We start from the raw sequence: 24,114 nt of genomic DNA on the forward strand, positions 1-24,114 counted from the left end.
GTCCGCCTCAATCCCCTTCCACCCGTCCCTCGCGCCGAGGGTCGGCGCCGCCGGTCCAGCCGCCCGGTGTGCGCAGGATGGCCGCCAGACCGCTGGTCATGTCGGTCATGACCACCTTGTGACCCAGCGCTTGCAATGTCGGCACCAGCGTCCCCAGCCCACGTCCGGACTCCAGTTCGGTCGGGCCATTGCGGCTGCCGTAATGCGGCAGCGACACCGCCTGCTGCGGATCCAGGTGCCAGTCGAGCAGGCCGATCAGGGTCTGTGCCACGTAATTGATGATCGCGCTGCCACCCGGCGAGCCGGTAACGGCATACAACTTGCCAGATGGGTCAAACACCAGCATCGGCGCCATGGCGCTGCGCGGTCGTTTGCCTCCTTCGATCCGGTTGGCCACTGGTTTGCCCTGATCCTGCGGACTGAAAGAAAAGTCGGTGAGTTGATTGTTGAGCAGGAAACCTCGGCCCGGCACCATGATGCGGCTGCCAAATTGATCCTCGATGGTCGTCGTCATGCTGAGAGCCTGACCGAAGCGGTCGACCACGGCGATCTGGGTGGTGCAGGGCAGCTCCACCGCCTGGTCCCGGCCCCAGGCTGCCACCTGTCCCGGCGGCAGTCCCGGACTGGCCTGCCCCATGCTTTGCCCGGGCTGGATCAACTGGCTGCGTGTCGCCAGATAGGCCGGATCCAGCAGACCGCTGGTCGGTACCGGGACAAAAGCCGGATCAGCCAGATAGCGCGCCCGATCGGCAAAGGCCAGACGGCCGGCTTCGCTGAACAAGTGCACCGCCTGTACCGAAGTCGGCGCCATATCTGTCAGCGGAAAGCGTTCCAGGGTTTTCAGCATTTGCAGCACTGCAATGCCGCCGGAACTGGGCGGGCCCATGCCACACAGCCGATAACCGCGATAGCTGCCACATACTGGCGCGCGCTCGATCGCCCGGTAGTTTTCCAGGTCGTCCGCGGTCATGTCACCGGGACTGCCGGGCGCCTGGTTCACGGCCTTGACGATATCGGCCGCCAGCTTGCCCTGGTAGAACGCCTGCGGCCCCCGCCGGGCGATCAGTCGCAGGGTAGCCGCATAGTCGGGGTTTTTCAGCCGGGTGCCGATGGGCTTTGGACTGCCGTCAGGCCGGTAAAAGTACTGCCGGGCAACCGGGTCCTGCGCCAGGAAGCGCTCACGGCTCAACAGCCCATACAGGCGCGGAGAGATCGGGAATCCCTGTTCGGCCTGCCGGATGGCAGGCTGGAACAGCGTCGCCCAGGGCAATCGCCCGTAACGCCGATGGGCTTGCGCCAGCATGGCCAGCACACCGGGGACGCCGACCGAGCGGCCGCCGACAACCGCACGATAAAAGTCCATGCTCTTGCCATCGGTGCCCAGGAAACGGTCCGGCCGCGCCGCTGCGGGTGCGGTCTCGCGACCATCAAAGGTCGTGACCCGGCCGCCGTCGAAATAGACCAGGAAGGCGCCGCCGCCGATGCCGGAGGATTGCGGCTCGGTCAGGCCGAGCATGGCCTGGGCGGCAATAGCGGCATCCAGCGCACTGCCGCCACGCCGCAGCATGGCCATGCCCGCCGCACTCGACAGCGGCGTGGCCGTGACGATCATCTGGTGCGGCCGGGTGACGGCGGACCGCTCGGTATACCCGGTCGCTGCTTCGGGGGCGGCGGGGCCGGCCATGGCGCCCTGCAGGCTGCTGAGCGCCCAAAACCCTACTGCCAGCAAGTGTTTGAATTTTCTGGCAATGCCACCAATCAACGCTTTCATCGCGTATACTTCCCCTCAACTTTTATGCAATATGCAGTAAACATGTTTTCATTATTAGCACGACAGGCTGGTTCAGTGCCGACGGTGCCCTCCGACGGCCTGATGACAACTCCCGCCAGCCTCATCGTGATTCAGAACAGGTCTTCCATTCATGAGCAAATCTGATCAAGAAAACAGCCTTGCCAGCCATCCGGCATCGGTGCGCATCCGCAGCCGCCTGGTCGCCGCCGGCAAGCGTTTCCATGCCAACGACAACATCGCCGACTTCATTGAGGAAGGCGAACTCGATCAACTGCAGGCCGAAGTGCAGCAGCACATGCAGCAGGTTCTGCAAAGCCTGGTGATCGACACCGAGAACGATCACAACACGCAGGAAACCGCCAAGCGGGTGGCCAAGATGTTCGTACGCGAAGTCTTCAGGGGGCGCTATGTGCCGATGCCGCCCTCGACCGAATTTCCCAATGTCGAACAGCTCAACGAACTGATGATCGTCGGGCCGATCATGGTGCGCAGCGCCTGCTCGCACCACCTGTGCCCGATCATGGGCAAGGTATGGGTCGGCGTGATGCCAAACGAGCACTCCAACCTGATCGGGCTGTCGAAATACGCCCGGCTGATCGACTGGGTCATGACCCGGCCGCAGATTCAGGAAGAAGCCGTTTCCCACATGGCAGACTTGCTGATGAACAAACTGCAGCCGGATGGCCTGGCCATCGTCATGGAAGCCGACCACTTCTGCATGCACTGGCGCGGGGTCAAGGACGATCAGTCCAAGATGACCAATAGCGTGATGCGCGGCTCTTTCCTGCGCGATGCCAATTTGCGTCGTGAATTCCTGTCTTTGATCCACAGGGGATAATCATGTTGGTTCGTTTGATCTACGCCAGTCAGACCGCAGAAACCATTTCGGCCAAGCTGATCGAGGCCATTCTGTCGCAGGCTCAGGTACACAATCCGGCCAACGGCATCACCGGACTGCTGTGCTACAGCCAGAAGACTTTCGTGCAGGTGCTGGAGGGTGGCCGTACCGAGGTCAACCGTCTGTTCCAGCTGCTGGCCAAGGATCCCCGCCACCAGAACGTCACGCTGCTGCAGTACGAAGAGATTGCCGAACGGCGTTACGCCAACTGGGCCATGGCCCGGGTGGCGCTGGACAAGCTGAACATGTCGCTGCTGCTGCGCTTCTCCGACAGCCCGCAACTCGACCCGTACTCGGTCAGCGGCGAAAGCACGGCCCGGTTGCTGGAAGCCCTGGCCGAGGCCGGCGCACTCGGCACGCGGGGCTGATACAGCGCCGGTCCGACAAGAAACCGCCGGACCGGTCAGCCGCACAATGCATCAGGCCAGACGGGCAGCCAGCTCGGCGACCCGCTTGCCCAGCAGGCGGGCTGTTTCCAGATCGCCGGCACGCGGCGCCTCGTCCGGCGAGGCATCGGATGGCGCAATGGCCAGCGCACCGGCAAAGCCGGCGGTCCAGTTGACGTCTGCCGGACCATGCGCCTTGGTATTGGACGGCATCAGGCCGGTGCCGACCCAGATCTGCGAATGCTGCTGTGACAGGGTAAACAGGTATTGAATGGTGGCACCCTTGTCGCCGTTGACGGAGGCCGAGGTGGTAAAGCCGGCAGCCAGCTTGTCTTTCCAGGCCTGCACAAACCACGCCTTGGATGAGGCATCGGCAAATTTCTTGAATTGCCAGGCCGGACCGCCCATATAGGTCGGCGACCCATAGAGGATGGCATCGGCCCCTGCCAGGGCGTCGAAGGTACCATCCGGCAAATTGCCGTCAGCATCAATGCGATACATCACCACCTGGGTGCCGGCAACGCCTGCCGCGCCGTCGCGGACGGCCTCGGCTTGTTTGGCGGTGTGGCCGTAACCGCTGAAGTAGACAATGGCGATGGTTGTCATGGCTGCAAACTCCCTGTTGTTGTGGAAGACGATCAGGATGCCTTCCGGCACCGGTTGTCTGTTTATAGACCATCCGTTGACATGCCCCGGAATTCCGCCATGGCGAAGACTGAAACGATGTATCTGCAGGATTTCACGCTGGGCCAGACCTTTGTCAGTGCCTCCCACGAGATGACGATGGCCGACATCAAGGCCTTTGCCGCCCAATTCGACCCGCAGCCCTTCCATCTGGATGAGGACGCCGCGCGCAACACCCTGTTCGCCGGACTAGCGGCCAGTGGCTGGCATACCGCGGCGGTCACCATGCGTTTGCTGGTGGGCAGCGGCCTGCCGGTTGCCGGCGGGCTGGTGGGGGCGGGCGCCGAACTGCGCTGGCCGCGCCCGACCCGGCCCGGCGACCGTCTGCAGGTCACCAGCGAGGTGATCGACATCAAGACTTCCCCTTCGCGCCCCGAGCGCGGTCTGGTTACCCTGAAAAGCGAAACCCGCAACCAGGATGGCGCGCTGGTACAGAGCATGACCTCTCGCTTGTCCGTGCCGATTCGTCCGTCTTGACCCAATGACGTTCGGATTTCCGAACGTCATTCCCCCTGGCTGGTACGGAAATCCAAACGCCGCGCCAGCCGCCTGGTTTTATATTCATACAAATCAACAAGTTAAAAACCACTTCCTCCGCCATGATGCTGGCACGCGATGTGCTAATCAGTAGCCGGGCGATGACAACAAACGGCCACGAGCCGTTCGCGGCAGACAAGACGCCGCCGCATCGTGCACACACACACAACCTGATGGCGCCTCTCGCGGGAGGCTGACCGGAGGACAGGGCTACGCCATGACGGATCAGGGATCGACACCGTTAGCGCGTGCCGGCTTTTTGAACCGGAGATTGTATGAAATCGAACAAAATCACCCTTTGGGTCGGCATCGCGCTGATCCTTGGTATCGTTGTCGGCTTCCTGTGTCACAACTCGCTGACGGCTGAGGCGGCCAAGAATGTGGCCAGCAACTTGTCCATCCTCACCGACGTTTTCCTGCGCATGATCAAGATGATCATCGGGCCGCTGGTGTTCTCGACGCTGGTGGTCGGGATTGCCAGCTCCGACACCAAATCGGTCGGCCGCGTTGGCGGCAAGGCGATGGTCTGGTTCATCCTGGCTTCGCTGGTCTCGCTGCTGATCGGCATGTTCTACGCCAACGTACTGCAACCGGGTGTCGGCTATAACCTGCCGATGCCGACCGGCAGTGCCGGCCTGAAAACCAGCGCGCTGAATCTGCATGACTTCATTTCGCACATGTTCCCGAAGAGCTTCTTTGAAGCCATGACCAATAACGAGATGCTGCAGATTGTGGTGTTCTCGCTGTTCTTCGGTATTTCGATGGCGCAGTTGAAAAACCGCTTCCCGACCACGCTGCGCAATATGCTGGATGATGTGGCACACACCATGCTCAAGCTGACCGGCATTGTGATGGCCTTTGCCCCGCTGGGCGTGTTCGGTGCCGTTGCTGCCACCATCACCACCCAGGGTCTGGGCATCCTGATGATCTATGCCCGTTTCCTCGGCGCTTTCCTGGTCGCCATCGCCACGCTGTGGGCCTTCCTGCTGGCCATTGGCTATCTGTACCTCGGCCGTGATGTCATGGTGCTGATGAAGAAGATTCGCGCCCCGATGATGCTGGGCTTCGCCACGGCCAGCTCGGAAGCCGCCTTCCCCAAGGTGCTGGAACAACTGGATGCCTTCGGGGTCGACAGCCGCATTTCCGGCTTTGTACTGCCGCTGGGCTACTCCTTCAACCTGGCCGCCTCGGTGATGTATGCCTCCTTCGCCGCCCTGTTCATCTCCCAGGTCTATAACGTGCCAATGTCGCTGGGCAGCCAGCTGACCATGCTGCTGGTGCTGATGGTTACCAGCAAGGGGATCGCCGGTGTGCCGCGGGCCTCGCTGGTGGTGGTCGCCGCTGTGCTGCCGATGTTCCATCTGCCGGAAGCCGGGATTCTGCTGATCCTTGGCATTGACCAGTTCCTCGACATGTTCCGTACCGCGACCAATGTGATGGCCAACTCGATTGCCACCGCCACGGTCGCCAAGATGGAGAACATGCTGGGCGCGCCCCAGGCCGAGCAGCAGGATGGCCTCATCGCCGAACCGGTGGTGCAACTGGTCAGCCAGGAAGCCTGAGCTTGAAACCGAAAATGAGGCCGCCAGCTGGCGGCCTTTTTTCATGGCAAAGCTTGATCAGGCGGTTTGCCAGCACAGGGCATTCTGACTATTCTCGCCGGGATGGTAACCCTCTCTTGCTATTACACCTTATGGCCAAACACCGCTCACTGTCAGGCACCCTGCTCTATCTGGCGCTGATTGCCCTGATCGTGGCCGGCTTTGCCTGCTGGGCCTTCAATGCCAGTCTGTCGTCCTCGCTGGCGGAACTGGAAAACAGCGCCAACCAGCGGCTGGATCTGTACAGCGCGACGCTGGACAGTGAGGTGGAGCGTTTTGCCCGGCTGCCCGGGGTATTGGGCTTGTCGCCGGCGGTCGTCGGCCTGCTGCATGCCCCCCGGGACCTGATCCTGCAGAAGCAGGTCAATCGTTATCTGGAACACCTGACCGAGCGCACCAGCGCCACCGCCATCTACATCATGGACAATCAGGGTCAGGTCATCGCCACCAGCAACTGGCAGCAACCTGACAGCTTCCTCGGCGAAAACGACGCTTTCCGCCCGTATTTCAAAGAAGCCATCATCGGCAAGAGCAGCCGCTTCTTCGGCATCGGCACCACGCGCAGCGAGCCGGGCTATTACTTGTCGCAGGCGCTGGATGATAACGGACAGGCCATCGGCGTGGCGGTCGTCAAAATCAGTCTGTCCCGGCTGGAGCACACATGGAGCCAGAACAAGGCGCTGGTATGGGTGGCCGACGCCAACCGCGTGGTGATTCTGGCCTCGCGGCCGGAGTGGAAATTCGCCACCCTCGGCACCTTGCCGCCACAAGACCAGCAACGGCTGGACGAAACGCGCCAATACAACCGTCTGAAGTTGCGACCGCTGAAGATCGACTTACTGCATCAGCAATCCAGCGACGCCCGCGTCGTACGCTGGATGGCACCATCCGGGGTGGCCGATTCGCCCTTGCACCGCTATCTGGAACAAACGCGCCCACTGGCAGGCAGCAACTGGCAACTGTCGGTGCTGGAAAGCCTCGCCCCCGCCTACAGCCTGGCTTACAGCCGCGCCAGCCTGGCGGCCGTGCTGTCCATCCTGCTGTTGACCGGGCTGGTGCTGCTCAACGAGCGCCGCCGGCGCCTGCGCGACAAACTGGCAGCACGCGAGGCCCTGCAGCGTGCCTACCGGCAGCTGGAGCAGAAGGTCGAGGAGCGCACCGCCGATCTGCTGTCGGCCAATCAGCAGCTGCAGGCCGAGGTCACCGAGCGGGCGCGTGCCGAGACTCACTTGCGCCAAACCCAGGCCGAGCTGATTCAGGCCGGCAAGATGGCCGTGGTCGGCCAGCTGTCGGCGCAAATCGCCCATGAACTCAATCAGCCTCTGGCAGCCCTGTCGACCCTGTCGGCCAACACCATCAAGTATCTGGCGCGCGGCAACTTGCCGACCGCCAGCGGCAATCTGGAAACCATCGGCCAGCTGGTTGAACGCATGGGCAAGATTACCGGCGCACTGCGCTCTTTCGCCCACAAATCCCAGGCCAGCGGCGGCCAGGCGGCATTGACGCGTACGCTCGATAATGCGCTGTTCCTGATCGACCAGCGCCTGCGCCACGGGGCCGTCGAGGTGATCCGCGAGGAAACGCCCGATCTGGTCGCGGATTGTGACCCCAACCGGCTGGAGCAGGTACTGGTGAATCTGCTGACCAACTCGCTCGATGCACTGCAAGACATGCCGGGTGCCCGCATCATCATCCGCAGCCGACGGCTGGATCAGCGCGTCGAACTGACGCTGCACGACAACGGCCACGGTTTTTCGGCCAAGAGCCTGCAACACCTGTTCGAGCCGTTCTATACCACCAAACCAGCCGGGGTCGGCCTGGGGCTGGGTCTGACCCTGTCGGCCAGCATCCTGGCCGAAGCCGGCGGCAGTCTGTCGGCCGCCAATCATCCGCAGGGCGGGGCGATCTTTACGCTGCTGCTGCCAGCATTGACCGGAGAATCACACCATGACTGACAGCTTGTCGGTATTCATCGTCGAAGACGATCCCAGCGTGCTGCTGGGATGCATGCAGGCTTTCGAGCTGGAGGGCATCCCGGTACAGGGGGCGGCCAGCGCGGAGGAAGCGCTGCAACAGATCGGCTCGGGCTTTGCCGGGGTGGTGGTGAGTGATATTCGCCTGCCGGGTACCGATGGCATGGCGCTGCTGAAAAAGCTGCGTCAGCGGGATGCCGAGCTGCCGGTGATCCTGATCACCGGTCACGGTGATATCAGTCTGGCGGTACAGGCCATGAAGGATGGCGCCTACGATTTCATTGAAAAGCCGTTCTCGCCGGAACGGCTGCTGGACGTCACGCGCCGGGCCCTGGAACAGCGCCGGCTCGGTCTGGCGGTACGCAATCTCGAGCAGCAGCTGCAAAGCAAGTTCACCCTGGAAGCACAGCTGATCGGTCGCTCACCGGCCATGGCACGTATTCGGGCCATGATTGCCGATCTGGCCGACACCGCGGCCAATGTGCTGATCCATGGTGAGACCGGCTGTGGCAAGGAGCTGGTGGCACGCTGCCTGCATCAGGCGAGCAAGCGCAGTGAACGTCCCTTTGTCGCGCTCAATTGCGGCGGCCTGAGCGACACGCTGTTCGAGAGCGAATTGTTCGGCCATGAGGCACACGCCTTTACCGATGCCAAGAAGAAGCGCATCGGCAAGTTCGAGTACGCCAATGGCGGCACTCTGCTGTTTGATGAAATCGAAAGCATGCCGATTGCCCAGCAGATCAAATTGCTGCGGGTGTTGCAGGAGCGCAGCTTCGAACGACTGGGATCGAATACCCCGGTGCCGCTGGACTGCCGCATCATTGCCGCCACCAAGTTCGATCTCAAGGCCATGAGCGATGCCGGTCAGTTCCGTTCCGATCTCTACTACCGTCTCAATGTGGTCTCGCTGACATTGCCCCCCCTGCGCGAGCGGCGCGAGGATATCCCGCTGCTGTTCGAGCATTTTCTGGTGCAGGCCTGTGCCCGCTTCGACCGCCCCACGCCGGTGCTGGAGCCGGATGAACAGGCGCTGCTGCTGGGCCATGACTGGCCGGGGAATGTGCGCGAACTGCGCAATGTCGCCGAGCGTTTTGCCCTGGGGATCCGCACGCCGCTGTTACCGGAGGCCCGCGGCGCCGACACGCCATCGCTGGCGCAGAGTGTGGAGGATTTCGAGCGGGTCTTGATTGCCGAGGCACTGCGCCGTCACGACGGCAATCTGAGCCGTGCCAGCGAATCATTGAAAATGCCCAAGACCACCCTGTTCGACAAGGTCAGGAAATACGGCCTGTAAGCGCACCGAGCCAGAGGGCGTGCAGGGCATGGCGCAGCTCGGTGCCGAAGTCATGGCGCAGAATGGCCAGATCCGGTTCGTCACGCAGGGCGTGCAGCCCCGGATGGGCGTCCAGCGCCTGCCACAGTCCGACACACAACCCCCATACCTGCAGCAGGAAGGCCGCACCACGGCCTTGCAGGATCGGTGCTTTTTGCTCCAGCAGCGCCCCTTTCTCGGCCAGCCCCTGTGCCAGGCGTCGCTTGAAATCGAGCATTTCATCCAGAGGCAGGTTCTGCTCCAGCACGGCATTGGCCATGCCGGCCAGCGACAGCAGCTCGCGCTGTTGCTCCAGATAGGCCGACAAGGCCGGGGCAATATGCCGGGCCGCCGCCACCGGCTCGGTGGGCATGGCTTGCAGCAGGGGAGTAAAGCCGTCCAGCAGGCGATCGAAACCGGCCTCCAGCAAGGCAATGAAGATGGCTTCCTTGGTCCGGAACGACAGATAGACACTGCCCTTGGCGACACCGGCGGTCTCGGCAATCTGCGATACCGTCGGCAACTGGCCGGTCTGGCGGTACAGCCGCTGTGCGGCTTGCAACAGCGTGGTGCGTCGTGCCCGGCGCTGTTCATCTGTCAGGGCTTTTCTGGCCATGGCAACCATCAGGGGAACAAAAGACACTCAGAGTTTACCACCGCGCTGCACACCACATGACAGCATCTTGCGCCACCACAAGACCGTGCAATTGACATACCATGTACAGCACAAAAGCGAAAAGAGCGGGCAAGAGGAGAAATCATGTACACCCATCACCATCCGTTGCTGTCCCCCAGCCTGGGCAGCCAGCGATCCGTCACCAGCTTCCACTTCGGTCAGCCTGGTCAGGGAGAAAAAATCTACATCCAGGCCAGTCTGCACGCTGATGAATTGCCGGGCATGCTGGTGGCCTGGCATTTGAAGCAACAGCTGCTGGCGCTGGAGTCCTCCGGTCAGATCCGGGGAGAAATCGTCCTGGTGCCGGTGGCCAATCCGATCGGTCTGAACCAGAACCAGAGCCTGAACCTGCTCGGTCGTTTTGATCTGCAAAGCGGACAGAATTTCAACCGCCATTACCCGGCACTGGCCCAGGTGATCTATCCCGAAATCCGCACGCAGCTGGGCAAGGATGCCGCGGCCAACACCAGTCTGATCCGCCGCCAGATGCGTCAGCATCTGGCCCGGCTGGATGCCCAGAGCGAACTGCAGTCTCTGCGCCTGACGCTGATGAAGCTGGCCGTGGATGCCGATGTGGTGCTGGATCTGCATTGTGACTTCCGCGCCGGCCTGCATCTCTACACCGGCACACCGCTCTGGCCGCAGTGCAAGCCGCTGGCACACTACCTTGGCGCCTGTGCCAGCCTGCTGGCGACCGACTCGGGGGACCATCCCTTTGACGAAGCCTGCAGCCAGCCGTGGTGGCAGTTGCGCGACATGGCGCAGGCAGAGGGGCTGGAGGTCAACATCGACATGGCCTGCCTGGCGGTCACCGTCGAGTTGCGGGGTCAGAGCGAGGTGCAGCACGCCCTGGCCGAGCAGGATGCCGAGGGAATACTCAACTTTCTGCGTCTGCGCGGGGTGATCGACGATGTGGTCCCGCCGCTGCCGGAACTGCCCTTCCCCGCCACGCCGCTGGCTGGCTCGGAGGATCTGTACGCGCCCCAGGCCGGGGTGATCGTCTATCACGCCCCGGTCGGCAGGCCGGTGAAAAGTGGCGACCTGATCGCCGAAATCTTTGATCCGATCAGCGACCGCTGCAGCGAGGTGCGCGCCCAGCGCCCCGGCATGCTCTATGCCACCAGTCACCGCACCTATGCCACGGCAGGCATGGAAATCGCCAAGGTGGCCAGCCAGGATGCCTTCAAGCAGGGCAAGCTGCTGACTGCCTGAGACGGACAATCAAAAAGGCCACCGCAAGGGTGGCCTTTTTTTGTCCGGCAGCGGCTTATTTCAGGCTGCCGGAGAGGAAGGCCTTCAGGCGTTCGCTGCGGGTGTTGCCAAAGACTTCCTGCGGCGAACCTTCTTCTTCCACCAGCCCCTGGTGCAGGAACATCACGTGGTTGGAGACGTTGCGGGCAAAGCCCATCTCGTGCGTCACCACGATCATGGTACGGCCTTCTTCCGCCAGTGCCTGCATGACCTTGAGCACTTCGCCCACCAGTTCCGGATCGAGAGCCGAAGTAGGTTCGTCGAACAACATGACTTCCGGCTCCATGGCCAGGGCACGGGCAATGGCCACACGCTGCTGCTGGCCACCGGACAGGTGGGCCGGATATTTGTTCTGTGCCCGCTCATCCAGTCCGACCTTGCGCAGATACTTGATGGCACGCTCGGTTGCTTCGGCCTTGCTCATGCCCAGAACATGCACCGGCGCCTCAATGACGTTTTCCAGTACGGTCATGTGGCCCCACAGATTGAAATGCTGGAACACCATGGCCAGCTTGGTGCGCATTTTCTGCAGCTGGTCATGGTCGGCCGGAATCAGCTCGCCACTCTTGACGCGCTGCATGCGCAGCTCTTCACCATTGAGGCGGATACTGCCCTCATGCGGCTTTTCCAGGCAATTGATGCAGCGCAGGAAGGTACTCTTGCCGGAACCGGACGAACCAATGATGCTGATCACGTCGCCTGCCTTGGCGGTCAAAGAAATGCCCTTGAGCACTTCGTGGTCGCCAAAACGCTTGTGAATGTTCTGAATAATCAACTTTTCCATTGTGCAATCCAGTTAGTGTGAGCTGGCCGGGCGCAGGTGCGCGAGCCACTTCTTTTCGGCCTTGCGGAACAGGGCGACCAGAACAAAGGTCACGCACAGATAAATCAGTGCAGCCAGGCCGAAGGCATTGAACGAGTCATAGGTAGCGGAATTAGCATCACGCGCCACCTTGAGGATGTCCGGCACCGTGGCGGTAAACGCCACGGTCGTCGAGTGCAGCATCAGAATCACTTCGTTGCTGTAGGCCGGCAAGGCCCGGCGCAGGGCGGAAGGGATGATGACGCGACGATAAAGGGTGAACTTGCTCATGCCGTAGGCACGACCGGCCTCGATCTCGCCATACGGCGTAGCCTTGATGGCGCCGGCGAAAATTTCCGTCGTATAGGCACAGGTGTTCAGGGCAAAGGCCAGAATCGTGCAATGGTAGCCATCGCGGAAAAAGGCGTTGAGCAGGTCGGTTTCGCGCACGACATCCAGGCTGTACACCCCGGTGTAGAAAAACAGCAGCTGCACATAGAGCGGGGTGCCACGGAACACATAGGTATACAGGCCGACCAGGCGAGCCGCCCACTTGACCTTGGAAACACGCAGCACCGCCAGCGGAATCGAAGCGATGAAGCCCATGGCAATCGACAGGGACAGCAGCCACATGGTCACGGCCAGGCCGGACAGATGATAGCCGTCAGTCCACAGGAATTGGCGCCAGTATTGCTGAATGATCTCAATCACAGTTCGGCCTCCCGCACACCCATCGAATAACGACGCTCCAGCCACATCAGGACCAGATTGGAGACTGTGGTCAACAACAGGTACACCACGCCGGCCACCACCGTGAAGAAAAACACTTTGTAGGTACTCTTGCCGGCATCGATCGACAGCTTGACCACATCGGCCAGACCGATGATGGACACCAGCGCGGTGGCCTTGAGCATCACCTGCCAGTTATTGGAAATGCCGGGCAGGGCAAAGCGCATCATTTGGGGAAACTGGATGCGGTGGAAAACCTGCCAGTGACTCATGCCATAGGCACGGCCAGCTTCGATCTGCCCCGGCGGCACGGCCATGAAGGCCCCGCGCAGGGTCTCGGTAAAGTAGGCGCCATAGATGAATCCCAGCGTGATCACGCCGGAAGCAAACGGGTTGAGGTCGATCTGATCCATGTGCTGCCAGTCGGTCAGATGATTCAGTCCGATTTGCAGGCTGTAGAAGATCAGCAGCATCAACACCAGGTCGGGCACACCGCGAATCAGGGTCGTGTAGACCGTCGACACCATGCTCAGCAAGGGATTGCTGGACAACTTGGCAGCCGCACCGACCAGCCCGATGGCAAAGGCCAGCAGCAGTGACAACACGGCCAGCTCGAGTGTCACCATGGTTCCGTCCCAGATCATGGGACCGAATCCGTACAAAAACATATTGTTCTCCTTCTCAGGACCTGCACCGCGACGTCCCGCCTTGCCGCATCCTGATGCTTCTCTCCAGTGACTGACTACCCGAAAGCCGGATCGCTTCCGGCCTGCAGGGCGTCAGGCAATACCGGGCGAAGCCTGCGACAGGCAGGCTTCGCCCCGGCACACTTATTTGCCGTAAACGTCAAAGGAGAAATATTTCTTCTCGATTTTCTTGTAAGTCCCGTCCTTCAGCATGGCGGCAATCGCCTTGTCGATCGCCGCTTTCAGCGCGGTATCTTCCTTGCGCAGGCCAATGGCGGCACCAGTGCCCAGGGTCTTCGGATCCACGACTTCCGGACCGGCAAAAGCGAAACCCTTGCCTTCCGGCTTTTGCAGGAAGCCCTGGTCAGCCTGCACGGCATCTTGCAGCGAGGCATCGATACGACCGGCCTGCAAGTCGGACAGCACCTGGTTCTGATCCTTGTACGGCACCACTTCTACACCGGACGGCGCCCAGTGTGCCTTGGCATAGGCCTCCTGGATGGTGCCCTGTTCCACCCCGACACGCTTGCCCTTAAGCGAGGCGGCAGTGGGCTGCAGACCGGCACCGCTCTTGGCCACCATGCGGGTCGGCGTATTGAACAGCTTGGTGGAGAAGTTGATTTGCTTCAGGCGTGCATCCGTCACCGACATCGAAGACAGAATACCGTCAAACTTCTTGGCCTTGAGCGCCGGAATCATGCCGTCAAAGTCATTCTCCACCCACACACACTTGGCTTGCAGACGCTTACAGATCTCGTTGCCCAGATCGATGTCAAAGCCCACCAGCTTGCCATCGGCCGCCTTCGACTCGAACGGTGCATAGCTGGCATCGACACCAAAACGGACTTCTTGCCATTGACCTGCCCATGCCCCCATGGAAGCGGCCATCAGGCCAAAGGCTGCAACAGTTGCAAATGCTTTTTTCACTTGTTTCTCCTCAAGAGACCACATTCACTGCAACGATGAAAAAACCCGCACCATCATCTGGCCGGGTATCGGGATGGACTGCTCGCTATCTCCGGGGTCTGGCGCCCCTCTGTGCTGAATCTTGCTTCCCTGTGTGCGGAAGCTTATGGGTTTGAATGTTATATAAATGTGACGCTATGTCTATAGAATTTATTTTGCGGATAAGGTAGTGGCATTCCTATTCACATCTTGTTTTTCAGCGTGAGTTTGCCTGCCATGGCCCTGGCAGGCAGATGACACTTGGCCTGATCGTTCGATATACGGGAAATATCAGTTATCGCTCATGCTGTTAGCGATACAGACAACAATCGATCAGTCAGACAATCGATCATTAACATTTAGCGGGAAAAAAATCGGCGTACTGTTGCAGTTTTACAATGAAAAAGCCGCCAGCGCATGCGCCGGCGGCTTTTTCAGCAGGGCTCAGTGCCCGTAAACATCAAAGCGGAAGTAGCGTGCCTCGATTTTCTTGTATGTCCCGTCCTTCAACATGGCGGCAATCGCCTGGTCGATGGCCGCCTTGAGCGCGGTATCTTCCTTGCGCAGCCCCACGGCCGAGCCGATACCCAGCGTTTGCGGGTCATTCAGTGCGGCGCCAGCGAAGGCAAAGCCCTTGCCGTCCGGCTTCTGCAGGAAACCCTGGTCAGCCTGCACCGCATCTTGCAGCGAGGCATCCAGACGACCACTCTTCAGGTCGGCCAGTACCTGGTTCTGGCTCTGGTAGGGCACCACCTCCACCCCGGCAACCGCCCAGTGCACCTTGGCGTAAGCCTCCTGGATGGTCCCCTGCTGCACGCCCACGCGCTTGCCCTTGAGCGAGGCGGCCGTCGGCTGCAGACCCGAGCCCGCCTTGGCCAGCATGCGCGTCGGGGTATTGAACAGCCGGCTGGAGAAGGCAATCTGCTTCTGGCGCGCTTCGGTGACCGACATCGACGACAGGATGCCGTCGAACTTGCGCGCCTTGAGGGCCGGGATCAGACCGTCGAAATCGTTTTCCACCCAGACACATCGTGCCTGCAGGCGCTTGCAGATCTCGTTGCCCAGATCAATGTCAAACCCCACCAGCTTGCCGTCGGCAGTCTTCGACTCGAACGGGGGATAGCTGGCTTCGACGCCAAAGCGGATATCCTTCCACTGACTGGCCGAGGCAAACGACGAAACAGCCAGCAAGCCCAGTGCCGCCAGCGAAACCACGATGTTTTTTTTCATTCTTCCATTCTCCTGAATAAACCCTGCCAATCTTCTGACGACTGATTGGTCATTGCTTGTGCGACATGCACACACTATGCAAGTTCATGCACCATGCACAGCCCGCGACAGCCATGCGTGCGACATATCGCCACAGGGCGGGGACTATACACCTAATTATCATTGATAATGACACCTGTTCGCATTCAGCCATTCGGGCTGCGATGCTGCTCAACCCTCATTGCGGAGTTCTCATGTCACGTCTGCCGTTACGCCTGCTGTCCATCTGCGCCCTGTTGCTGTGCACCCAGCAAGCCGCCTGGGCCCATGCCCATCCCGTCTCCCAGTCGCCGGCTGCCGAGGCCTCGGTCACGGCCCCCAAGCAAGTCAGCATGCGCTTTACCGAAACACTGGAGCCCTCGCTGAGCACGCTGGAAGTCACGGATGAACAAGGCAAAAAGGTCAATCAGGCAGCGACCACGGTCGACCCCGCCACCCCGGATACCATGCATGTCAGCCTGCCTGTCCTCGCACACGGTCGCTATGTCGTCAAATGGACTGCCGTGGCCACCGATGGTCATCGCACACAGGGCAAATTCCGCTTCCAGGTCCAATGAGCAGCGACTGGATTGACTGGATCGGGGTACTGTCTGCCACGCTGCTGGACGCCATGCTGGCGCTGCAACTGGCCCTTCGCCTGCCGGGCCTGACCACCAGGCTGCGTGGCAGCCGGCGACTGATGGCACTCGGGCTCGGCGGATACATCGTCAGTGCCACCCTGGTCATGACGGCGTGCGGACTGGCCGGTTTGCCCGCGGCACTCAGTCTGGTCATGCAACACAGTCACTTCGGTCATATGCAGTGGCTGGCGCTGGCCGGCATGGCCTGCCTCATGCTGTCCGACAAGCTGCCCCGCCTCGCCTGGCCGGGTCTGGGACTGCTGTTGTGGTCACGTGCGGCGACTGGCCATGCCGCTTCTGCCGGCATGCTGTCGCTGCCTGTCACCATCCACATGGGGCATCTGCTGGGCATGGCGCTCTGGCTGGGACCCGTGTTGCTGGCGGCGCACTGCGCAGCACCACAGGGCGTTCAGGCGGCACGACAGGCACGACGCCTGTCCGTCCTGGCCAGCTGGGCACTGGGAATACTGGCCGTCAGCGGTGTGATGAATCTGCTGCGCGTCACCGACGGCATACCGGCGCATGCGAACCCGGAATACCTGACCTGGCTGGGCATCAAGCTCGCGCTGGCCACGGTTGCCATCCTGCTCGGCGCCATGAATCGCTGGCAGTATCTGCCAGCCATTGAGCAGCATGTGACCCATGCCGTCACGCGCTTCTGGACCATTCTGCGACTGGAGTCTGCGGTGCTGGTCCTGTTGCTGCTTTGTGCTACCCGCCTGTCCACGACCATGCCAAACTGAGCGCATGCAAGCATCAACCACCCTTATCCTGCAGGCCATGCAGCGCGTCGTGGCTGAAATCCCCGCCGGGCGGGTCATGAGCTATGGCGCCGTGGCCCGCGCAGCGGGCTTTCCACGCCATGTCCGTCTGGTCGCCAGGGCGCTGGCGTGCGCGCCGTCGCCATTACCCTGGTTTCGTGTGCTGAACGCCCGGGGCAGCATTCCGGTACGCGGCCTGACGGGCGATGAAGCGCTGCAGCGGCTGCTGCTGGAGGAAGAGGGAATCGCCTTCGACCAGAACGGCCGACTGGATATGCGCGCGCTGGCCTGGGCACCGGACGAGCAGCCGCATGGCGACTAAGAGACGGCCTCAGCCGCCGCTTTTCTTCACCACCCACCCCTGTTGCTGCAACCAGGGCAGCAACGCCGCCACATGATCTCCCTGGATCTCTACCACCCCATCCTTGACCGTGCCACCACTACTGCAGCGCTGGCGCATCCCTTTGGCAAAGCTGGCCAGTGCCTCCCCCGCCAGCGGAATACCACTGATCACCGTCACACCCTTGCCCTTGCGCCCCTTGGTTTCACAACGCAGGCGTACCACGCCGTCACCGGCAGGCACAGCGGGAACCTTGCCACATTGGCATTGCGCCTGCGGCAAGCGGCATTGCGGACACATGCGCCCGTGTTCGGTCGAGTACACCAGACCACCAGCTGAGGTTTTCATTTTGCCTTCCTGATTTGAACCGCTGCGAAGCATAGAACTTGCTGTCCGCCACGGCAATCCTTCCCACGCGGCCAAAACCTTGATCTCAATTAATGGAAGCTGTTAACTATCTGGGATATGCTGGACACAATAATGCGGATGTCATCGCTCAACATATAAATACATCAGGGAGCGGCTACCCAAGGGGGCCGGAGACAACATGCGCAGATTTTCCGATTGGCCGATCTGGTTGCGCCTGACAGGGGCGATCTGGCTATGTCTGGTGCTGGCATGGGGCGCCATGATCGGCTGGGAGACCAAGGTCAGCCGCGAGATTGCCATCGACCAGGCAACCGACATGGCCCACTCGATCAACGAAATGACGCTGGCGGGTTTGACCGGCATGATGATCACCGGCACGGTCAATCAGCGCAATGTGTTTCTGGATCAGATCAAAGAACTCTCTGCCGTGCGCGATCTGCGGGTGGTCCGGGGCAGTGCGGTGGTCAAGCAGTTCGGTCCCGGCGCCGGGTCTGAGGCCCAGCCGCGGGACGAAGCCGAGCGCCAGGCGCTGATAGACGGCAAGCCGGTCATTCGTATCGAGTCTTCTCCCGAAATTGGCGAACACCTGCGCATCATTTATCCGGCACTGGCCTCGACGCAATATCTCGGCAAGAACTGCATCAGCTGTCATATGGTGGCGGAGAAAACGCCGCTTGGTCTGGTCAGCATGCGGATCTCGCTGAAAAAGACCTACGACTCGGTCGCCAGTTTCCGCAATCAGTGCATCGTGTTTGCCATGTTGCTGTCGCTGCCGCTGGTGCTGATCGTGTTCCTGTTTGTCCGTCGTTTCGTCACCCGTCCCCTGCAGTCCATGGAGCACCGACTGGCCACCATCGCCAAGGGGGAAGGTGACCTGACCCAGCGCCTGCATGACCAGCATATGGACGAAATCGGTCGTACCGCGCGACGTTTCAATCAAATGCTCGGCACCATTGCGGATCTGGTACGCCAGGTGGGCAACTCGGCCAATGAGGTGAACGAGGCGGTGCATACACTGTCGGCTCAGACCGCCAGCCTGAGCGAGAGCTCACGCCAGCAGAGCAGTCAGTCGCATGTGGCGGCCGACTCGGTGGTGGAGTTGGCCGGGCACATCAGCGATATCGCCGCCAGTGCCAATCAGGTCAATGACCGGGCCAAGGAAAGCCTGTCCCGTGCGGAAGAGGGTGTGAAGAGTCTGGCGACGCTGCAAAAGGATCTCGGCCAGGTGGAAACCGCCGTCAAGGTCATGGCAGAAGCCGAAAGCGAATTGATGGCATCGACCAGCGCCATTACCGGCATGACGCAGCAAGTGCGGGAAATTGCCGATCAGACCAATCTGCTGGCCCTGAATGCCGCGATTGAAGCTGCGCGCGCGGGGGAGGCCGGACGCGGCTTTGCCGTGGTCGCCGATGAGGTGCGCAAGCTGGCCGAGAAGTCGGCACTGTCCGCCCGGGAAATTGACGAGGTCACCCGTGCCCTGGGCCAGCGCTCCGAGATGGTCCGCCAGACGGTCATGACCAGCCTCGACTACCTGGCGTCCAGCCATCAGTCGGCCGACCGGGTCGCCGGCGTGCTGGACAGCGCCAATGCCTCAGCGGCCGAAGTGTGTGATGGTCTGGCGCAGATTGTGTCTGTCACCGAACAACAACAGCAGGTCAGCAATGCCGTTGCACGCAACATCGACAGTATTGCCGAGCATGCACTGGAGAATGACGCCTCAATTCGCCATACCGTCGAAGCGGCCGAAGAGCTGGAACGGCTGGCTGAACGGTTACATGCGCTGGTTTCACGATTCCACACCTGACAACATCCGGCAAAAGGCACGCCCGCAACGGGCATGCCTTTGATTTATCTGGAAATAAATTTCATTTAGTTGCACAAGGCAACATTTTTCCTCGAACACCTGGACATCTTATGTCACAGGGATTTTCGAGAAATTAGCGACACTTTCCTTCGCCAGACAATTAATTTTCTCTTCTTTGCTTTCACTCTCCCTGCGCATGAAATATAGTTGATTTACAACAATCATCAGAATCGACTGATGGCTTTTTTACGTCAATCTGATTGTTGCTGTATCAAAAGTGATTAATTTTTGTTGGTTGTTGTTGACAACCGCATACTCGAATTATATCTTGCTTTCTGGAGCAGTAAATTATCTTCAGGAATCTGTAATGCAGCCCTCAATCGGAAACTTGCTGCGCGAGCTGACCCGCCTCTACAACCAGGCACAGCGCGAGCATGTAACCAGTGGCCATGACACCTCATCAACCCAAAGCCATGTGCTGATGGAGCTTGGTCAGGCCGGCCTGCTGACTCAGCAGGAACTCGGTCGCCGCCTCAGCCTGGACAAGGGCTGGGTCAGTCGGGCCGTCGAAAGCCTGGTGCAGGCAGAGCTGGTGGCCAAATCCCGCCATGACAACGACCGGCGCAGCCGCTGGCTGGAGTTGACGGCCAAAGGCCGCAAACGCTACCAGGCCTTGAATGTGTCGCTCGACAGCCACGCAGAACAATGGATGCAAACGCTGGATGCCGCGCAGCGCGAGCAGATCCGCAAGGCGCTTGCCATGCTGATCGCCGGCATGCAGGGCAACGAGCAGCCGGAAGCTGCCGCGGCAGCATTGGCCGCCGCACCGGTGTCCGCCACGTCAGCCGCAAGCGAAGAGCCCATGCCTGCCGGGACCACCGAGACAGCGCAAGAGGCGGCCGCTCCCGTCGGCGAAGAAGCCATGGCCGAGCCGGTGAAAGCTGTCGAGGCCACCGCAGCGACCATCGCCGACGAACAGCCTGAAGTTGTCACGGAAGCCGTCGCCGAGACGGTCGCCGTGGAAGTGGAAACGGTCACGGCGGCGTCTGCCGTCGAGGCGCCGGTTGCCAAGGCAGAAACCCCTGCAGCGACACGGCCACACTCCCCCCTGGCGGACAAGGTCCGTCCTCCGGTGCCGGTTGCGCATACCCGGATTGTTGGCTCCAAGACCCTGCCGACACGTCCGCTGTTATCCCGCACCACGCCGCGCACGCCCTTGTCGCGTGCGGCGCAAAAAGGAGAAGACCGCCAGCAGGAAGCGCTCGATGCCCAGTCCCGCGCCCCGGTCACCCCGCCGAGCGAACCGGTGGTTCGTCCGACCATCAGCAGCACCCGGGCGGTCCCGCCGGCAGCGACAACCAATCCCCGTACGCCAGTGACACCGGTCAGCATTCAGCCGGCACAGCGTGCCACGGCCAGCCGACCCGCCGCGCCCGTCACGCCAGCCATGCCGCAAAGCATGGCCGGCGAACCGCAACGCACCGGATCGCTGTTCCAGAAACTGCTGTCTCAGGGCTCGCTGTTCAACAAGCTGCTGCAGCGCGAGCAGATGCAGGAAGCGGAGGTCGAAGAGCAACCGGCCCCCGCTGAAGTCGAACCGGAGGACGGCATTCTGTTTCAGGCCGCCTCCCCCACCGACTGGAACGAGATTCGCAATCTGCTGACCGCCAATCGTCTGCCGGTGCAGGGTGCGCTGAATCACCTGATGAATTTTGTCGTAGCCACCGAGAATGGTCGCGTCATCGGCGCCATCGGCATGGAAGTGTATGGCGATATCGGCCTGATCCGCTCGCTGGTCGTGTCATCGCACATGCGCGGCAAGTCGGTGGCCAAGCGGCTGCTGCGAGCGCTGATTGAACGAGCCCGCGCCAAGCAGATCGGTGCGCTGTACCTGTTGTCCGGTCCAACCGACGGTCTGTTCTTCGCCCATGGCTTCGACAAGATGGCCCGGGCAGACATGCCGACCAAGCTGTATGTGTCCTCCGAACTGCAAGGTGCCAGCTCCAGCTCCACCACGGCGTTGCGCCTGATCCTCTGAGCAGACACCACGGTCATCCCACACCCCCTGCCGACACGTCGTCGCCAGGGGGTTTTTCATCCCTTCCTTCGCCAGTGGTCTTCACCCGCAGCCCATCCTGTCGGCGCACGCCGGCTCATGCGGCAGGCACACACAGCAAAAACCCCTGGCGTGCACTTGGCTCGGCAGGGGCTTAAAAAATGGCCGGTCTTGCGACCGGCCAAAGTCAGCTTGATAGAAGCTGAGGTACTTGATCTTTACTTAAGCGTTGGCCTGGGCTTCAGCAGCCTGAGCCTTGCGCTTTTGCTTGACCGAATGAGCGATCCAGCCATACATCGGCACGGACAGCAGCATGGTCAGTGCGCCGTAGAACACGATGTCCTTGCCGGAGCCAGCCAGTACGTAGAAGCAGTAAACGATTGCCAGCAGGGCGATCAGACCATACTTGGAGAACTCTGCCTTGCTGACATTGTTTTCCTTCATGATCGGATAGATACCGGCCACAGCCAGGATGTACGGTACCACGTTGGTGAACACGCACAGCAGGGTGATGATCTGGAACTGCGAAGCCAGGTCAGGCGAAACCGTCATATAGCCCAGGAAAGTCATCAGCAGGCCGGTCAGGATCATGCCCTTGAACGGCGTGCCATACTTGTTGGTTTCCGAGAAGATCTTCGGGAACATGCCGTCATCAGCAGCAGCCTTGGACACTTGGCCAGTGGTCAGTACCCAGCCGTTCAGCGAACCCAGGCAGGCCACTACGGCGCAGAAGCTGACGAACGAGCCGGCCCAGCTGCCGAACATGTATTGAGCGGCGGTACTGAACGGTGCGGCAGAAGCAGCCAATTCCTTGGCCGGTACCACGCCCATGATGGCGAAGGTCGACAGGATGTACACCACGGCAGCGAACAGGGTACCGAGCATGGTAGCGATCGGCACGTTCTTCTTCGGGTTTTCCACCACGCCACTCACGACGCAAGCGGACTCCAGACCCAGGAATGCCCACAGGGTCAGGGAAGAAGCCGACATGATGGCATCCCAGCTGTTCTTGCCGGACACGTTCCAGTTGGCGCTGATGTATTCCGGATGGAAGAAGAACCAGCCCAGAACAGCCATACCAGCCACAGGAATCAGCATCCCCAGCGAAGTGAACTTCTGGATCTTGCCGATGAAGCCGGCACCCGGATAGTTCAGGAAGGTGAAGAACCAGATCGCGACGATGGAGGCAATCGCACCCGTCATCGGGTCCTTCAGTGCCGGGAAGAAGTAGGACATGTAACCGATACCGGCAATGGCAATGGCCACGTTACCGACCCACAGCGACAGCCAGTAGCACCAGGTTTCGGTGAATGCCGCATATTCGCCAACGCCGTCACGGGCGTAAGCGTACATACCGCCCTCTTTCGGGCACAGGAAACTCAGCTTGGAGAAGGAAACAGCCAGGGCAATCGCCCCACCGGTGGACAAGATCCAACCAAAGATACTGATCGAACCGACTTTGGCCAAACTGGCGGGCAGCAGGAAAATCCCGGACCCCATCATGTTCAGCGCAACGAAGATTGTCAGCGCGGACAACCCCATTTTCGACGACTTAGAAGACATATTATTGCTCCCAATGTACTGCAACGAACATTAATCGGTATGGCGTCATGTGGATAAATCCACACCCGTTGACGCCGACCAATTGGCTTTCGCATCCCTGGTGATCGCCAGTTGCCCGACAACCTCCTTGATCCGGCATGCGCCCGGACTCTCGTTACGATAAGACCGGGATTCTGTACAACCCCCGAAACTACCGGGTTACGCCATCGGTCAGGCACACCATGCGTTTGCCCAACCAGAATCGCTACAAGCTGAAGCCCACTGCTTCACGTCACAAATATGAGAAATTGGTAATATTCAGAATTGTATATAATGTGCTTCCGATGACAACTTCACTACTTGATGCACATCAAGTTCCAATTCAATTCCGCACATTGCGCTGCAGCATAAATGCAATGACGAAAGAATAATCGAGACATGCAGTTCGAATTAATTTTGCCCAGTCACGCACCTGGCATTCTGACGCTCAAATTACTGGCAAAAATAAAACAAGCGCTGCACATGCCGGATAGATAAGGCAATTTTCTAATCATGCGCGCCAACTGTGACCACTATCCGACCGCGTCAGGGACGATCCCGCCATAGTAAATACGGGACATGACAGCAGAACGACCGTTCAATATCGCGCAGAAACCAGCACTGGGCCCAAAATCATTAACAGTCGCAGAGAATTTTTTGCGTTATAGCACAGGCGCAAGACAACACCAGCCTGTCTGACAGCACTTTTGACTTAGCTCACATGGGGAAATCTTCCTGATTTTGGCCGTAAAATGCTGTTTTTCCTGATAAAACAGAATGATTCACCGCGATCAGTCAGCGAAAAACACTACAGAGAAGTCGATTTGCGTTCAGCGCAAGGGGCATGATTTGTCGGCACGAACGGGCGACAAGGGGAAAACAGCCGAACATCAGAAAAACGTCGTAAATGAGCATAACTCAGCCACGCAAACAACATCAGAGTTTACTTAAGTATTCACAAATTCAACGACTTATTGTTTTTGGCGCGCAAACAACCCTGATCACCACATGGGCAAATAACAAGAGATTGGCACGATTATTG

The 24,114-nt window shown here is 60.3% G+C and carries 22 protein-coding genes; 12 read left to right on the forward strand and 10 right to left on the reverse strand.

The window, feature by feature from the left end; genetic code table 11:
* Positions 1 to 7: 7 nt before the first annotated feature.
* Entirely contained in the window at positions 8 to 1,771 is a 1,764-nt protein-coding gene (gene ggt / locus AACH39_RS11235; RefSeq protein ID WP_215779660.1) for a gamma-glutamyltransferase, read from the reverse strand.
* A gap of 151 nt (positions 1,772 to 1,922) precedes the next feature.
* Here ggt and folE point away from each other — a divergent pair, with 151 nt between their 5' ends.
* Both folE and AACH39_RS11245 read left to right on the forward strand, forming a co-directional pair.
* Positions 1,923 to 2,630, forward strand: a complete 708-nt coding sequence (gene folE / locus AACH39_RS11240) for a GTP cyclohydrolase I (RefSeq protein ID WP_215779659.1) — start codon at positions 1,923 to 1,925, stop codon at positions 2,628 to 2,630.
* 2 nt (positions 2,631 to 2,632) lie between these two features.
* Positions 2,633 to 3,058 (forward strand): BLUF domain-containing protein, encoded by a 426-nt coding sequence (locus AACH39_RS11245; RefSeq protein WP_215779656.1) that lies wholly within the window; start codon positions 2,633 to 2,635, stop codon positions 3,056 to 3,058.
* Between the two features lie 51 nt (positions 3,059 to 3,109).
* Here the strand turns inward: AACH39_RS11245 and AACH39_RS11250 are convergent, their stop codons facing one another.
* Positions 3,110 to 3,682, reverse strand: a complete 573-nt coding sequence (locus tag AACH39_RS11250; protein WP_215779654.1) for a flavodoxin family protein — start codon at positions 3,680 to 3,682, stop codon at positions 3,110 to 3,112.
* Between the two features lie 99 nt (positions 3,683 to 3,781).
* Here AACH39_RS11250 and AACH39_RS11255 point away from each other — a divergent pair, with 99 nt between their 5' ends.
* From AACH39_RS11255 to AACH39_RS11270, 4 genes are all read left to right on the forward strand, one after another.
* Positions 3,782 to 4,237 carry a MaoC family dehydratase gene (locus AACH39_RS11255; RefSeq protein ID WP_215779652.1) on the forward strand — a complete coding sequence of 152 codons (456 nt, stop codon included), beginning with the start codon at positions 3,782 to 3,784 and terminating at the stop codon, positions 4,235 to 4,237.
* A gap of 335 nt (positions 4,238 to 4,572) precedes the next feature.
* Positions 4,573 to 5,859 carry a dicarboxylate/amino acid:cation symporter gene (locus tag AACH39_RS11260; RefSeq protein WP_215779650.1) on the forward strand — a complete coding sequence of 429 codons (1,287 nt, stop codon included), beginning with the start codon at positions 4,573 to 4,575 and terminating at the stop codon, positions 5,857 to 5,859.
* Positions 5,860 to 5,975: 116 nt separating this feature from the next.
* A complete protein-coding gene (locus AACH39_RS11265; protein ID WP_338620000.1) occupies positions 5,976 to 7,853 on the forward strand; it encodes an ATP-binding protein in 1,878 nt (625 codons plus the stop codon).
* Positions 7,846 to 9,165: a sigma-54 dependent transcriptional regulator gene (locus tag AACH39_RS11270; protein ID WP_215779644.1), complete on the forward strand. Its 1,320-nt coding sequence runs from the start codon at positions 7,846 to 7,848 to the stop codon at positions 9,163 to 9,165. Before AACH39_RS11265 ends, AACH39_RS11270 begins: the two co-directional genes overlap by 8 nt.
* Here AACH39_RS11270 and AACH39_RS11275 read toward each other — a convergent pair.
* A complete protein-coding gene (locus AACH39_RS11275) occupies positions 9,146 to 9,799 on the reverse strand; it encodes a TetR family transcriptional regulator (RefSeq protein ID WP_215779642.1) in 654 nt (217 codons plus the stop codon). The two genes, AACH39_RS11270 and AACH39_RS11275, sit on opposite strands and share 20 nt — an antisense overlap.
* A gap of 144 nt (positions 9,800 to 9,943) precedes the next feature.
* Here AACH39_RS11275 and AACH39_RS11280 point away from each other — a divergent pair, with 144 nt between their 5' ends.
* Positions 9,944 to 11,071: a succinylglutamate desuccinylase/aspartoacylase family protein gene (locus AACH39_RS11280; protein ID WP_215779640.1), complete on the forward strand. Its 1,128-nt coding sequence runs from the start codon at positions 9,944 to 9,946 to the stop codon at positions 11,069 to 11,071.
* 55 nt (positions 11,072 to 11,126) lie between these two features.
* On the opposite strand, the gene AACH39_RS11285 is transcribed toward AACH39_RS11280, so the two are convergent.
* From AACH39_RS11285 to AACH39_RS11305, 5 genes are all read right to left on the reverse strand, one after another.
* Positions 11,127 to 11,894, reverse strand: coding sequence for an ATP-binding cassette domain-containing protein (locus AACH39_RS11285; protein ID WP_215779638.1), 768 nt, complete (start codon positions 11,892 to 11,894; stop codon positions 11,127 to 11,129).
* A gap of 12 nt (positions 11,895 to 11,906) precedes the next feature.
* Positions 11,907 to 12,623, reverse strand: coding sequence for an ABC transporter permease (locus AACH39_RS11290; protein ID WP_338620003.1), 717 nt, complete (start codon positions 12,621 to 12,623; stop codon positions 11,907 to 11,909).
* Entirely contained in the window at positions 12,620 to 13,285 is a 666-nt protein-coding gene (hisQ, locus tag AACH39_RS11295) for a histidine ABC transporter permease HisQ (protein ID WP_338620005.1), read from the reverse strand. The genes AACH39_RS11290 and hisQ overlap by 4 nt, the downstream gene beginning before the upstream one ends.
* A gap of 186 nt (positions 13,286 to 13,471) precedes the next feature.
* A complete protein-coding gene (locus tag AACH39_RS11300) occupies positions 13,472 to 14,254 on the reverse strand; it encodes an ABC transporter substrate-binding protein (RefSeq protein ID WP_256444956.1) in 783 nt (260 codons plus the stop codon).
* A gap of 462 nt (positions 14,255 to 14,716) precedes the next feature.
* Positions 14,717 to 15,502 (reverse strand): ABC transporter substrate-binding protein, encoded by a 786-nt coding sequence (locus AACH39_RS11305; RefSeq protein WP_215779630.1) that lies wholly within the window; start codon positions 15,500 to 15,502, stop codon positions 14,717 to 14,719.
* A gap of 233 nt (positions 15,503 to 15,735) precedes the next feature.
* On the opposite strand from AACH39_RS11305, the gene copC reads away from it, so the two are divergent.
* From copC to AACH39_RS11320, 3 genes are read left to right on the forward strand one after another with little or no spacing between them, the layout of a single operon-like run.
* Positions 15,736 to 16,098: a copper homeostasis periplasmic binding protein CopC gene (gene copC / locus AACH39_RS11310; protein ID WP_215779626.1), complete on the forward strand. Its 363-nt coding sequence runs from the start codon at positions 15,736 to 15,738 to the stop codon at positions 16,096 to 16,098.
* On the forward strand, positions 16,095 to 16,904 hold the full coding sequence (locus tag AACH39_RS11315; protein ID WP_338620010.1) for a CopD family protein: 810 nt from the start codon (positions 16,095 to 16,097) through the stop codon (positions 16,902 to 16,904). Before copC ends, AACH39_RS11315 begins: the two co-directional genes overlap by 4 nt.
* 4 nt (positions 16,905 to 16,908) lie before the next feature.
* The gene (locus AACH39_RS11320; protein WP_215779621.1) at positions 16,909 to 17,244 is read left to right on the forward strand and encodes an MGMT family protein; all 336 of its coding nucleotides are present in this window, start codon (positions 16,909 to 16,911) and stop codon (positions 17,242 to 17,244) included.
* 9 nt (positions 17,245 to 17,253) lie between these two features.
* Here the strand turns inward: AACH39_RS11320 and AACH39_RS11325 are convergent, their stop codons facing one another.
* The gene (locus AACH39_RS11325; protein WP_215779619.1) at positions 17,254 to 17,610 is read right to left on the reverse strand and encodes a translation initiation factor Sui1; all 357 of its coding nucleotides are present in this window, start codon (positions 17,608 to 17,610) and stop codon (positions 17,254 to 17,256) included.
* A gap of 199 nt (positions 17,611 to 17,809) precedes the next feature.
* Between AACH39_RS11325 and AACH39_RS11330 the strand changes: the two genes are divergently transcribed.
* Together AACH39_RS11330 and AACH39_RS11335 are read left to right on the forward strand one after the other, a co-directional pair.
* Entirely contained in the window at positions 17,810 to 19,435 is a 1,626-nt protein-coding gene (locus AACH39_RS11330) for a methyl-accepting chemotaxis protein (RefSeq protein WP_338620011.1), read from the forward strand.
* A 367-nt stretch (positions 19,436 to 19,802) separates the two neighbouring features.
* Positions 19,803 to 21,473, forward strand: coding sequence for a GNAT family N-acetyltransferase (locus tag AACH39_RS11335; protein WP_338620012.1), 1,671 nt, complete (start codon positions 19,803 to 19,805; stop codon positions 21,471 to 21,473).
* 240 nt (positions 21,474 to 21,713) lie between these two features.
* On the opposite strand, the gene potE is transcribed toward AACH39_RS11335, so the two are convergent.
* Complete coding sequence (gene potE, locus AACH39_RS11340) at positions 21,714 to 23,054, reverse strand: putrescine-ornithine antiporter (protein WP_215779614.1); 1,341 nt, start codon at positions 23,052 to 23,054, stop codon at positions 21,714 to 21,716.
* Positions 23,055 to 24,114: the final 1,060 nt, after the last annotated feature.

The sequence above is a fragment of the Paludibacterium flexuosum genome, from assembly GCF_037076605.1.
In the GTDB taxonomy this organism is placed as follows: Bacteria; Pseudomonadota; Gammaproteobacteria; order Burkholderiales; family Chromobacteriaceae; genus Paludibacterium.